Below are 12429 nucleotides of genomic sequence, written 5' to 3'. Positions count from 1 at the left end.
CTCTTCAGGGCGTGATCAGGGTGACGGTATTGCCCTGCGCATCGTCGGGATCGTCCTGCTTGCCGACTCGTGCCGCCTTGTTGGTTACGAAGGCGTGATGCGTGATCGGATCGATGGTGACCGTATTGGGATGGGTGCCGGTCGCAAGTGTTGTAACCTCATGATAGTCCTCGCCATCGAGCACCGTCACCGTACCGGCGTTGCGATTGGCGATATAGACATGATCATTGTCCGGATCGAGTGTCACCCCCAGCGCACCATCACCGGCCGGGTAGTGGCCCAGCGACCGGCCGTTGTCGGCATCGACGACCTCGAGCGCGCCTGACTGCGGACTGGTCACCAGCAGTCGCTGACGCTTGTGATCCATGTCGATATCGATCGGGCCGGCAAGGCGGGTCGGCCAGGTGGCCACGCGCTTCCCCCGGTCGAGATCGATCACCGCGATGGCGTCTTCGCCCAGCAGGGTGACATACAGGCGATGGCGGGCCTCATCAAGCACCAGGCCGGTCGGACGCTTGCCGATATGCTCGATGGCGGCCTCCTGCTCCAGTGTTCGGGTATTGACGACCCAGACCCTGCCGTCGTTGGCCACGCCCGTGATGTAGGCACGCTCACGGTTTTGATCGATCACGACATGGCGCGGCTCGGCAGGCTTCGTCTCACCTTCGGGAAGCGGCTTGTCCGGATCCGCCAGCACCAGCGTGGCCAGCACCTCACCGCTGCGATCATCGACAACGGTCAGCGAACCATCCCGGCTGCCGGTGGCATAAAGGCGATGCTGTACCGGGTCCACGGCCAGACCGAACACCTGACGCAGCGTATGAAGGGTGTCGAGCGTCGCCAGCGTTTTCGGATTCAGACGAAAGATACGTCCGCCATCCTCATCGCCCCGCGAGCCACCGCCAGCCACCAGCAGCTGCTGCTGATCCGGGCTGTAGACCGCTTCATAAAGACCGTGGTCGAGCTTGACGCTTTTGCTCACCTGCGGGGCTGTCGGCTGTGCCACAACCCCCGTCGAAACGATGCCCCCCATGACCACGGCGGCAGCCACGGCTGCTATCAGTCGACTACTCCAGCGCAATGCCCCTGCGTTACCCCTCGCCATGCTTTCTCCCCTGTTCATGCCGTATCCCGTAACCGTCCGCAACCGGAGTGCCGACCGCCACCCAAAACAATAAGACTTTTTTAACCTTCGCGACGGCCACTTTACTTAAAAATGAGAACGATTAACATTGTCATCTATCAAAAATCCAGCAGCACCAACAGCTTTTGGCAATACTGGCACCATGCATCAGAGTGTCGCGCCACTGGCGCCAATGCCCGGTGGCGCGGTCACGGGAAATACCATGAATTGTTGCGAGGCCACATGACACACCATCCAGCCTGCGATGACGCCCGACGCCGCGTGCTCAAGGGCGCGACCCGGACGGCACTGCTCGCCCTGCTGCCCGGCGCCCTCTGGTCACTGCCAGCGCCCGCACGCCCGGCCCCCGACTTCAACGAGCCATTGCCGCCGGGGATCGTCGAGAAGGGCTCGGAGGTGTATGACTTCCGGGAGCATCGACTGACCAGCGCCGACGGTCAGCGCCACTACCGCATCACCGTCGCCATTCCCCAAAAGGCGCCGCCCGAAGCCGGCTACACGCCGATCTATCTGCTCGATGGCAACGCCGCACTGGCCGAACTCGACGAGCAGGACCTGAAGGCCATGAATGACGCCACCCCACCAGTGCTGGTGTCACTGGGCTACGACACGGACGCGCGCTTTGACGTCAAGGCGCGCCAGTGGGACTACACCCCGAAACGCGCCGATCAGGCCCCCATCGTCAACGACCGTCACCCCGAGCGACGCGGCGGCGGGGCCGATGATTTCATCAAGCTCCTGAATGAAGACATCATGAAGGCGGCCGAGCAGGAGCTGCCCATCGATCCATCAAGGCGTGCGATCTGGGGCCACTCCTTTGGCGGGCTGTTCGTCATGCACGCGCTGTTTACCCGCCCGACCCTGTTTAATCACTGGTATGCGGCAAGCCCCACGCTTCACTGGAACGGCTATCAGGTCCTCGCGGAAGCGGATCGGTTTCAGTGGCCGTCGGAGCACTCCGGCAGCGCCCTGCTGATGCGTGGCGATGACGAGCTCAAGCGCCGCGGCCCCTACGCCAACAGCGGCAGCGACAAGCAGATCAACGATCAGCTTCAGGCGCTGGCGCACCGGATGGACAGCGCGCCCGGTCTTGACGCGCGCTTTGAAGTGCTCGAGGGGCTGGATCACGGGGCAACGCTGGCGCGCTCGCTCAAGCTGGCACTTTCGGACATCAGCGGTGCCGAGCTGTAACCGGCCCGAGGGCCGGTTATCCGGGATCACTCAGCGTGTCTGGCGGCCGGCTTGCGCAGCGTCAAAGAGAGCAGCACGATGGCCAGCACACAGGCGCCCAGCAGCAGCATGAAACCACCATCCCAGCCGTAGTGGTCCACCGTGTAACCCACCATGGCGCTGGCCGCGACCGAGCCGCCGAGATAGCCAAAAAGCCCTGTAAACCCGGCCGCGGTCCCGGCGGCCTTTTTGGGCACCAGCTCCAGGGCGTGCAGACCGATCAGCATGACGGGTCCGTAGATCAAAAATCCGATAGCGATCAGACACAAGAGATCGATGGTCGGGTTGCCCGGCGGGTTGAGCCAGTAAAGGGCGGTAAACACCGTCACCAACGCCATGAAAAAGATACCGGTCGCGCCGCGGTTGCCCCGAAAGAGCTTGTCGGAGAGCCAACCACACAGCAGCGTGCCGGGAATGCCTGCCCACTCATAGAGAAAGTAGGCCCAGGAGGACGTGTCCACCGTGAAGTGTTTGACCTCCTGCAGGTAGGTCGGCGCCCAGTCGAGCACGCCGTAGCGCAGCAGATAGACAAAGACATTGGCGAGGGCGATACACCACAGCAAGCGGTTTTTCAGTACATGCTCGACAAATATCTCGCGAGCGGAAAATTCGCGCTCGTGGCTTTCATCGTAGCCTTCCGGATAGTCATTCTTGTACTTCTCGATCGGCGGCAGGCCGCAGGTCTGCGGCGTGTCGCGCATGGTCAGAAGCGCAAAGACGGCCACGCCGACTGCGACGGCGGCCGGCACATAAAAGGCCGAGCGCCAGTCGTTAAACCAGGCCATACCCAGAATGAACAGCGGCCCGATCAGCCCGCCGCCCACGTTGTGCGCCACATTCCACACCGACACGATGCTGCCGCGCTCGCTTTTTGACCACCAGTGCACCATGGTGCGCCCGCACGGTGGCCATCCCATGCCCTGCACCCAGCCGTTGAGAAACAGCAGCACGAACATGATGGCGATGCTGGAGGTGGCCCACTGCGTGAAGCCAAACAGAAACATGATCAGCGCCGAGCACAAAAGCCCCGCCGGCAGGAAGTAGCGCGGGTTGGAGCGATCCGACACCGCGCCCATCAAGAATTTGGAGATGCCGTAGGCGATCGACACGCCGGCCAGCGCCAGCCCCAGATCGCCACGAGAATATCCCTGCTCCACCAGGCTGGGAATGGCCAGGGTAAAGTTCTTTCGTACCAGATAGTAACCGGCATAGCCGATGAAGATGCCGGCAAAGATCTGCCAGCGCAGCCGCTTGTAAGTGCCATCGATATCAGCTTCGGGAAGCGGCCTGCCGGGACGCCCGGCCTTGAAGATGGAGAACATGGATGCCTCGATGAAGGTGACTGAATCCGTACGGCACCGCCCGGCCCATCTTCCGGCCGTCATGACGGTCATCGTACTGTCATCAAAATGTCACATTCAGGCATTCACCCCCATCGAGACCTTGGTCGGGGTGACAGCGCCGGCGTTTTCCTGACCACTCTTTGCCTCGTGGCGCAGCAGCCGCAACCCGTTGAGCACCACCAGGACGCTGGCACCCACGTCAGCAAACACGGCCATCCACAGGGTTCCCATTCCTGCCACGGTGAGGGCGAGAAACACCGCCTTGATGCCCAGCGCCAGCGCGATGTTCTGCATCAGGATGCGATGGGTCGCCCGCGATAGACGGATGAAGGCCGCGACCTTGCGCAGATCGTCATCCATCAGGGCAACATCGGCGGTTTCAATGGCGCTATCAGTGCCCATGGCGCCCATGGCAAAGCCGATATCGGCGCGGGCCAGCGCCGGGGCATCATTGATGCCGTCGCCGATCATGGCCACGCGCCCCTGCCCCGACAGCGCCTCGAGGTGCGAGAGCTTGTCCTGCGGCATCAGCGCACTTTCGATACGATCGATGCCGACGCTGCGCCCGATGGCCCCGGCGGCATGCGGGTTGTCCCCGGTCAGCATCAGGGTATGCACGCCCAAGCGGTGCAGCTCGTCCACCGCGTCGCGGCTGGTGGCCCTGAGCGTATCGGCCACGGCGTAAAGGGCGAGCGCTCGGGTCTCCTCCATCAGCACCACCACCGTTCGCCCTTCACGCTCAAGGGTCTCGAGTTGTGCCTGAAGCGCCTCGTTCAGACAGCCGCGCTCACGCACCAGCGCCTGATGGCCCAGCCAGTAGCGCCGCCCCTCGCTGAGCCCGGTGATGCCGCGCCCCGGCAGTGCTTCGATGGCCTCAAAGGGCGCCAGCACCGTGCCCTCGGCCTCGCCGGCGCGGGCCAGCGCCATGGAGACCGGGTGATCCGAACGCCGGGCGAGGCCAAGCACCAGCGATGCCGTTCGCGAAACATCTTCGCCGTCGAGCGTCACGGCGTGGGTCTGCTGCGGCTGGCCATGGGTCAGCGTGCCGGTCTTGTCCAGCGCGACCCAGCCCAGCCGGCGCCCCTCTTCCAGATAGACCCCACCCTTGATCAGGATGCCGCGCCGGGCCGCGTTGGCCAGCCCCGTGACCACGGTCACCGGCGTGGAGATCACCAGCGCACAGGGGCAGGCGATCACCAGCAGCACCAGCGCTCGGTAGATCCAGTCAAGCCAGCCACCGCCGGCCAGCAGCGGCGGCAGAACCGCCAGCAGGGCCGCCACCGCGACCACTGAGGGAGTGTAGAGGCGCGCGAAGCGATCGATGAAGCGCTGGGTGGGTGCCCTTTCGCTCTGCGCCTGCTCGACGGCACTGATGATGCGCGCCAGCGTCGAGTCGTCGGCCCTGCGGGTCACCCGGCACTCGAGCTCGCCGGCGTCCACGATGGTGCCGGCGTAGACGCTGTCGCCCGGTGCCTTGTCGAGGGGCATGCTCTCGCCGGTAATCGGCGCCTGGTTAACACTGGAGGTGCCGGATACCACCTCGCCATCCAGCCCGATACGCGCCCCGGGGCGTACCCGAATCAGCGCCCCCACCGCGATATCCGCCACCGGCCTTTCCTCCCAGCGCCCATCGTCCCGGCGCACGGTGGCCACCTCGGGGGCCAGCTTCATCAGATCCTCGATGGCATGTCGGGCCCGGGCCAGCGAGCGCGCCTCGATCCGTTCCGACAGATTGAACAGCACCATGACCATGGCCGCTTCGGGCCAGTGGCCGATCAGAAGCGCTCCGGTCACCGCAATGCTCATCAGCGCGTTGATATTGAGATTGCCATGCCGCACAGCGATCCAGCCCTTGCGCCAGGTGCCCAGCCCGCAGCCGGCAATGGCAGCCAGGGCCAGTGCCGCGGCAAGCCATGCCGGCCCCGCCAGCCACTGCACCGCCTCGGAGGCAAACGCGGCCACACCACTGATGACCAGCGGCGTCCAGGGCGCCGGCGTCTCTTCCTGCCGACCGAGGCTGCCGCTGTCATCGGCAAGCTCCGGCTCGAATCCCAGCGCCCGGATGGCGTCCAGAATATCCGCCAGCGCCCGGGGCTCATGCACCACGGTCAGCACGCGCTGCAACAGATTAAACTCCAGGCGCTCAACGCCTTCCCGCGCCGACAGCTGCTTGCGGATCATCTGCTCCTCGACCGGACAGCACATCTGCGCGATGCGCATGCTGGTGCGCTGCTGATCACCGTCGCGCACGCTGCCCGCGAGCGGGGCGTCACGCTGCGTCGGCGTGTCATCGGCGCCGCAGCAGTCGATGGCACCCGGCGCAGCAGCATCGCTCGACGGGCTGCAGCAGGCGGACGGCGCTTGAGGTTCGCAGCAGGTGGATGGCGACGGCGCCTCGCTCTCCCGAGTGCTGTTCGTGGCGGGTGTAAAAACAGAGACGCTGCCCGATGACGGCTCACTGTGATGTGCCATGCGCGCTCCCTTGAAGACGGTAATAGCCAATAGCTCTGGATAGCGCCCAGTCAAAACCCTATAGTGACTATAAGGTCAAGCACGGCTGATGCCCGACGGCCCTGGAGACATCGCATTGATGTCATCGGGCGAGCAGCACACGTCACCCGGGGAGGCGACCATGAAAATCGGAGAACTGGCGAAGGAGACCGGCTGCAGCAGCCAGACCATTCGCTTTTACGAGCGCGAGGGGCTTTTGCCGGCGCCAGAGCGCAGCGAGAGCAACTACCGCCATTACGGCCCGGTGCATCTCAAGCGGCTGAGCTTTATCCGCAACTGCCGGGCGCTGGCCATGAGTCATGCCGAGATTCATGCGCTACTGGCCCTGATGGACGACCCGCGGGGCGACTGTCAGGCGATCAATGCCCTGCTCGATGAGCACATTCACCATGTCGAGGTGCGCCTGAAGGAGCTTTCCCAGCTACACGGCCAGCTCAGAAACCTGCGGGAGAAGTGCGGGCATGCCAGTGCCGTGGGCGACTGCGGCATCGTGCACGGTCTGGAAGAGATGGCGCGGGAGGAAGAGCCCGGCAGCAGCACCCATCTGGGCTAGCCGGGCCGGAACGCACGGGCTCAGGTGCGCGGCAGGGTCACGCCGCGCTGCCCCATGTATTTGCCGCCGCGATCCTTGTAGGAGGTATCGCAGACCTCATCGGACTCGAAAAAGAGCATCTGCGCCACCCCCTCGTTGGCGTAGATTCGCGCCGGCAGGTTGGTGGTGTTGGAAAACTCGAGCGTCACGTGCCCTTCCCACTCCGGCTCCAGCGGCGTGACATTGACGATGATGCCGCAGCGCGCATAGGTCGACTTGCCAAGGCAGATGGTCAGTACGTTACGCGGGATGCGGAAGTACTCCACCGTGCGCGCCAGCGCAAAGGAGTTGGGTGGAATCACGCAGGCATCGCCTTTCACATCCACGAAGCTTTTCTCGTCAAAGTGCTTGGGATCGACGGTAGCAGAATGGATGTTGGTAAAGACCTTGAATTCATCGGAGCAGCGCACGTCGTAGCCATAGCTTGACGTCCCGTAGGAGATGACACGCTGATCACCGGCATGGCGGACCTGATCGTACTCGAACGGCTCGATCATGCCGTGTTCCTGCGCCATGCGGCGAATCCATTTGTCTGCCTTGATGCTCACAAGCGGTGTCCTGTCGCAATGCCTGAAAAGGGAAAGAAAAAGCTGAACCGGCAGCGCGGCGCCGGCGCGTCACCTGACAGCACCGGACGCCGCGCCAACCAACCGGCCATGATACCGGCACATCCGGTCCGACCAAAGCCTGCTACAGGCCATTGAAGGCCAGCCGAACGCGCCTGCGGGGCGTTATTCGCCGAAGCTGATCGACGGGCCGCTTTCGCGCGTTTTGGCGCCGAGCTGCTCGTCGATACGCGCGCTGATCGCCATGAAGGACCGGGCCGCATCGCTTTCGGGGTCGGCGACCACGGTCGGGCGACCGCCGTCGACCTGCTCGCGGATGTTCATGGTCAGCGGCAGTCGGCCCAGCACTTCGGTGTCGTACTGTGCGGCAATACGGGCACCGCCGCCCTCGCCGAAGACCGCCTCTTCATGACCGCAGTTCGAGCACACGTGGGTGCTCATGTTCTCGACCACGCCCAGTACCGGCACGTTGACCTTGCGGAACATCTCGATGCCCTTGCGCGCATCCAAAAGCGCAATGTCCTGCGGGGTGGTGACGATCACCGAACCGGACACCGGCACCTGCTGCGACAGCGTCAGCTGAATGTCGCCGGTGCCCGGCGGCATGTCGATGAACAGATAGTCCAGCTCGCCCCAGCCGGTCTGGGTGAGAAGCTGCTGAAAGGCGCCGGCAACCATCGGCCCGCGCCATACCATGGCGGTTTCGGTATCCACCAGCACCGCCATCGACATCATCTTAAGACCGTGCGCCTCGATCGGCTTCATGGTCTTGTCGTCGATCATGGTGGGCCGGGTGCCGGGCTCGATGCCCAGCATCTGCGCCTGGCTGGGGCCGTAGATATCGGCGTCCAGCACGCCCACGCGATGCCCCTGGGCGGCCATGGCCAGCGCCAGGTTAACGGTGACGGTGGACTTGCCCACACCGCCCTTGCCGGAGGCGACGGCCACCACATGTTTGACTGTTTCGAGCACTGCCTGTCTCCTGTCGATTCCCTGCCGACACCGCCTGTTTCATCGGCGATGCCATGATCGGGCGACAGTATAAACCCTCACCCGCCGACAATCCCAGGTGAAACACTCGGATATGCGGCGATCCTGCCCCGTCGGGACTTCACCTTTCGTCTCAGTGATCCACCCGGCCGCGCAGCGCCTTTTTCTGACCGCGCTGTTTCTTGCCCTCGAGCCGACGCTTTTTGGACCCCAGGGTCGGTCTGGTCGCCTTGCGCGGCCGGGCGGTATGGATCACCGACCGGATCAGCGCCTGCAGCCGCGTAAGCGCCTCCTGGCGATTGAGTTCCCGGGTGCGGTGCGACTGCGCCTTGATGATGATCAGGCCGCTGGCCGTAATGCGGTGGTCATTCAGGGCCAGCAGCCGGTCCTTGTACACCTGCGCCAGACTGCTGCTCTGGATGTCCATGCGCAGATGAATGGCCGTGGCCACCTTGTTGACGTTCTGCCCACCGGCGCCCTGGGCGCGAACGGCGTGCAGCTCGAACTCGCTGTCGTCGATGGTAATGTGACGTGATATCTGCATGAAATCGTGTGTCCCGGAACGTGAGCGCGCCTGATGGTCGTGACCGGCTGGCCGGTGCTATCGGCGAAGTGCCCGGGCGACGTGTCTTAAGTGCGCCTGAGGCTGGCCATCGGGTGGGCGTCTGCTCTCTATACTCCCATGACACCCTGCGCCAATAACAGCACACCCGTTGTCATGGAAGTTCAAAGCCGTATGGATGCACCCTGTCGCACCGCCACCTCTTCTTTTTTTAATACAAAACGCCATCGCCTGACGGCGTTTCTGGTCACTCTGATGCTGGCCGCCCTGCCCGGTCACGCTGCGGCGCAGTCGCTGGATGACCGTGTCGACGCCAGAGCACAGCCCGACTGGTCCAAGCGCCTCACCGCCGACATCGAGCGCATCAATGCCGACTATCCGGGCGAGATCGGCGTGGTCGTGCGCGATCTCGACAGCGACAGCCACTTCTCCTTTCACGGTGAGCAGCAGTGGTATCTGGCCTCGATGATCAAGGTGCCGGTGGCACTGGCACTGATGGACGCGGTCGATGCCGGCCGGCTCAGCCTGGACGACACCATGACGCTCGAGCGCAGCGACTATGTCGACGGCGCCGGCGAAACCAACTGGCACTCGCCGGGCGAGACGCTGAGTCTGCGCTGGCTGCTCGAGCAGATGATTACCCGCAGCGACAATACCGCCACTGACATGCTGATTCGCCGGCTCGGTGCCGAGCACGTTAATGAACACCTGGCAACGCTGGTGCCGGAAGGCTTCGAGCGCATTACCACACTGGCCGATGTGCGTCGCTACGCCTACAGCGAGTTTCATCCCAACGCCATGAATCTGGACGGGCTCGAGTTTGTCGATATTCGCAAGGCGCGGCAGGAACCGGCGCGCCTTGCCGCCATCAGCCGCTTCATCGGGGTCCCGGTCAGCGATTTTCAGGCCCGCGATCTGAGCGAGGCCTTTGAACACTACTACGCCAGCGGCCTCAACAGCGCCCGGCTCGACGCCCATGAACGGCTGCTCACCCGGCTGGCGCGCGGCGAGCTCCTGTCGTCTGAAAGCACCGAGGCGCTGATGAGCGTCATGACACGCACCCGCACGGGCACCGGCCGGCTGCGTGCCGACTGGCCCGACACGGTCAGCTTTGCCCACAAGACCGGCACTCAGCGCGGGCGCTTCTGCGATGGCGGTATTGCCATTCAGGACAGCGATGACGGGGCGCACCGCGTGGCCGTGGTGGCCTGTGCGCGCGGCTCACTGTCGCTGGCCCGCTCGGAACAGGCCCTGAAGGAGGTCGGCCGGGCGGTCTGGCAATCCGGCGTCTTTCACTGATACCCGGCCGGGTCGGGCCCGGCCGGCCCTGACCCATGAACAACGAGAACAACCATGACACGTTTTCTGTCGGCCCGAATCGGGTCACTCGTGACAACAGCCCTGCTGCTGCTTGCCAGCGCCGCCGCCAGCGCCGAGGACACCCGCACGAACGGGGACTGGGTGGCGTCTCTGGGCGAGCGCGTCACCGCACTGGATGATGAGGCCGAGGGCACCCTGGGCGTTCATGTCCACCGTCTCGCCGATGACACGAGGCTCGATCACCGGGGCGAGCGGCTCTGGTATCTCTCCTCGGCGGTCAAGGTCCCCGTGGCCATCGTGCTGTATCAGCAGGTCGAAGACGGGGCGCTGTCGCTGGATGACGAGCTGACGCTTGAGCCTTCCCAGCGCATCGACGGCGCCGGTGACCTGCTGTGGGTCGAGCCCGGGCAGGCTTACAGCCTCGACAACCTCATGGAGCGCATGCTGATCGACAGCGACAACGTCGCTACCGACATGCTGATCGAGGCCATCGGCGTGGACACCCTCAATGACCGCCTGCAGCAGATGACGCGCCAGGGTTTTTTCGGCAGCAGCGACTTTGAGCCCATGACCACGCTGGCCGAGGTGCGCTACGGCGTTTACAGTGAAATTCACCCCGACGCCCGCGACCTTGATCGCGACCAGCTCATCGAGATTGCCTCGGCGCCGATCGGCGATGAACGCGTGGCGGCGCTGGTACGCGCGCTCGGCGTCGAGCGCGACACGCTCGACACCAATGACATGACCACCGCCTACAAGCGCTACTACGACACGCGCGTCAACAGCGCCACGCTTCAGGGCTACGTCAATCTTCTCACCGCGCTGATCCGCGGCGAGCTGATCAACGATGACCACCGCGAGCGGCTGTTTGCCAACCTCAAGATCGACACCTACGACAGCTACCGGCTGGAAGCCGGGCTGCCGCGGGACGTGTCCTTTATCCAGAAAACCGGCACCCAGCATCAGCGCGCCTGCCACATGGGCGTGATTCACCCTGACGAGCCGGACAACGCGATCGTCATCGCGGCCTGTATCGAGAACATGGATGAAGGCGCTCCCGCCGAGGCGCTTTTCCAGCGACTCGGCGAGGCGATCACGGAGACGATGCTCCCCGCCGGCGATGACGACGGCGAGACCGACAGCGCCACCTGAGCCGCGTCAGTGTTCCGACGGCGACGCGCGCTCGTACAGCCCCCGGTCGCGCAGCCAGTGATCCAGCAGCGTGGTCCAGCTGTCCAGCGCCGCATCCCCCATGCCCAGCCCCGAGCCGTGCGGCCCGTCGCCGAAAAGGTGCATCTCGGCCGGGACACGGGCGTCGACCAGCGCCGTATAGAGCTCGACGCTGCCCTGCGGCGGCACCAGCTCATCGTTGGTGGTCTGATAGATAAAGGTCGGCGGCGTCTCCGGGGTGACCTGCCGCTCGGGGCGGTAGCGGTCCCGCCAGGCCTGATCGCACTCATCGATATCCATCAACCGACAGTAATCGATGCGGCTGTCCGGGTCGCTGAACATCACCAGCGCCGGATAGCCCAGCACCAGAAAATCGGGCTGGCTGCGCTGGCGCTCGACCGGATCAGCGGCGCTTGCATCGCCCCGGTCAAAGCGCGTGCCGGCCAGCGCCGCCAGGTGCCCGCCGGCCGAGAAACCGGCCATGCCGACCCGGTCCGGGTCGATGCTGAAGTCCCCGGCGTGGGCGCGCACCCAGCGCATGGCGCGCTGAGCATCCTTCAGCGGCACCGGCATGGGGTAGTCCGGCCCCAGACGATACTTGAGCACGAACGCCACCACGCCCCGGGTGTTGAACCAGTTGGCGATCTGGCGCCCTTCGGTGTTGTCGGACAGCACCTGGTAGGCCCCGCCGGGGGCAATGATGACCGCCGTGCCGTTGGGCTGCTGCCCGGGCGGGTAGATGGTCAGGGTGGGCCGGTCACGAAAGCCGTCTCCCCGGGCATCCGGCACGTCCCCCTCCCAGAGCGGCACCGTGTGCTGTTCCAGATAGCCGTTATAGGCCTGGGGCGGGAGCTGTTGCGTCTCGGGAACCTCGTCCCGGGCGGCGACCGGTGACGCCGATGCGGCCACCATCAGGCACAGCCCGGCCGACACGCCCGAACGAAAGAATAGGGTTGACAACACGGCATGTCCTGGTGGCCGGTGACAGGGAAGCAGTCAAC

General features: G+C 64.6%; 11 protein-coding genes. 4 read left to right on the top strand and 7 right to left on the bottom strand.

The annotated features are described in order from the left end of the window. Nucleotides 1–4: 4 nt before the first annotated feature. Nucleotides 5–1105: a YncE family protein gene (locus M1D97_RS04625; protein ID WP_456269571.1), complete on the bottom strand. Its 1101-nt coding sequence runs from the start codon at nt 1103–1105 to the stop codon at nt 5–7. A gap of 261 nt (nt 1106–1366) precedes the next feature. Here M1D97_RS04625 and M1D97_RS04620 point away from each other — a divergent pair, with 261 nt between their 5' ends. Beyond that, nucleotides 1367–2335, top strand: coding sequence for an alpha/beta hydrolase (locus M1D97_RS04620; protein ID WP_456269570.1), 969 nt, complete (start codon nt 1367–1369; stop codon nt 2333–2335). A gap of 26 nt (nt 2336–2361) precedes the next feature. Here M1D97_RS04620 and glpT read toward each other — a convergent pair whose 3' ends face one another. After that, nucleotides 2362–3696, bottom strand: a complete 1335-nt coding sequence (gene glpT, locus M1D97_RS04615; protein WP_456269569.1) for a glycerol-3-phosphate transporter — start codon at nt 3694–3696, stop codon at nt 2362–2364. Nucleotides 3697–3792: 96 nt separating this feature from the next. Next, nucleotides 3793–6189 carry a heavy metal translocating P-type ATPase gene (locus M1D97_RS04610; RefSeq protein WP_456269568.1) on the bottom strand — a complete coding sequence of 799 codons (2397 nt, stop codon included), beginning with the start codon at nt 6187–6189 and terminating at the stop codon, nt 3793–3795. A gap of 160 nt (nt 6190–6349) precedes the next feature. Here M1D97_RS04610 and cadR point away from each other — a divergent pair, with 160 nt between their 5' ends. Next, nucleotides 6350–6781, top strand: coding sequence for a Cd(II)/Pb(II)-responsive transcriptional regulator (gene cadR / locus M1D97_RS04605; RefSeq protein WP_456269567.1), 432 nt, complete (start codon nt 6350–6352; stop codon nt 6779–6781). A 20-nt stretch (nt 6782–6801) separates the two neighbouring features. On the opposite strand, the gene dcd is transcribed toward cadR, so the two are convergent. The 3 genes from dcd to arfB all read right to left on the bottom strand — a co-directional run bounded on the left by dcd (nt 6802) and on the right by arfB (nt 8920). Continuing rightward, entirely contained in the window at nt 6802–7368 is a 567-nt protein-coding gene (gene dcd, locus M1D97_RS04600; protein ID WP_086622150.1) for a dCTP deaminase, read from the bottom strand. A 183-nt stretch (nt 7369–7551) separates the two neighbouring features. Further along, nucleotides 7552–8358 (bottom strand): iron-sulfur cluster carrier protein ApbC, encoded by an 807-nt coding sequence (apbC, locus tag M1D97_RS04595; RefSeq protein ID WP_456269566.1) that lies wholly within the window; start codon nt 8356–8358, stop codon nt 7552–7554. Between the two features lie 151 nt (nt 8359–8509). Next, nucleotides 8510–8920, bottom strand: a complete 411-nt coding sequence (arfB, locus tag M1D97_RS04590; protein ID WP_456269565.1) for an alternative ribosome rescue aminoacyl-tRNA hydrolase ArfB — start codon at nt 8918–8920, stop codon at nt 8510–8512. A gap of 192 nt (nt 8921–9112) precedes the next feature. On the opposite strand from arfB, the gene M1D97_RS04585 reads away from it, so the two are divergent. Both M1D97_RS04585 and M1D97_RS04580 read left to right on the top strand, forming a co-directional pair. Beyond that, a complete protein-coding gene (locus M1D97_RS04585; RefSeq protein WP_456269564.1) occupies nt 9113–10237 on the top strand; it encodes a serine hydrolase in 1125 nt (374 codons plus the stop codon). A 54-nt stretch (nt 10238–10291) separates the two neighbouring features. Then, nucleotides 10292–11410, top strand: a complete 1119-nt coding sequence (locus M1D97_RS04580) for a serine hydrolase (RefSeq protein ID WP_456269563.1) — start codon at nt 10292–10294, stop codon at nt 11408–11410. Between the two features lie 6 nt (nt 11411–11416). Here M1D97_RS04580 and M1D97_RS04575 read toward each other — a convergent pair whose 3' ends face one another. Beyond that, on the bottom strand, nt 11417–12391 hold the full coding sequence (locus tag M1D97_RS04575; RefSeq protein WP_456269562.1) for an alpha/beta hydrolase: 975 nt from the start codon (nt 12389–12391) through the stop codon (nt 11417–11419). Nucleotides 12392–12429 lie beyond the last annotated feature (38 nt).

Source organism: Kushneria sp. AK178 (assembly GCF_053903105.1).
This window is presented reverse-complemented; position numbering and strand designations above follow the sequence as displayed.

Bases quoted from the DNA above. Each gene is read 5' to 3' on its own strand.
- glpT (WP_456269569.1), bottom strand. From the start codon at position 3,696: ATGTTCTCCATCTTCAAGGCCGGGCGTCCCGGCAGGCCGCTTCCCGAA.
- M1D97_RS04625 (WP_456269571.1), bottom strand. From the start codon at position 1,105: ATGGCGAGGGGTAACGCAGGGGCATTGCGCTGGAGTAGTCGACTGATA.
- arfB (WP_456269565.1), bottom strand. From the start codon at position 8,920: ATGCAGATATCACGTCACATTACCATCGACGACAGCGAGTTCGAGCTG.
- cadR (WP_456269567.1), top strand. From the start codon at position 6,350: ATGAAAATCGGAGAACTGGCGAAGGAGACCGGCTGCAGCAGCCAGACC.
- M1D97_RS04585 (WP_456269564.1), top strand. From the start codon at position 9,113: ATGGATGCACCCTGTCGCACCGCCACCTCTTCTTTTTTTAATACAAAA.
- M1D97_RS04620 (WP_456269570.1), top strand. From the start codon at position 1,367: ATGACACACCATCCAGCCTGCGATGACGCCCGACGCCGCGTGCTCAAG.
- M1D97_RS04610 (WP_456269568.1), bottom strand. From the start codon at position 6,189: ATGGCACATCACAGTGAGCCGTCATCGGGCAGCGTCTCTGTTTTTACA.
- M1D97_RS04580 (WP_456269563.1), top strand. From the start codon at position 10,292: ATGACACGTTTTCTGTCGGCCCGAATCGGGTCACTCGTGACAACAGCC.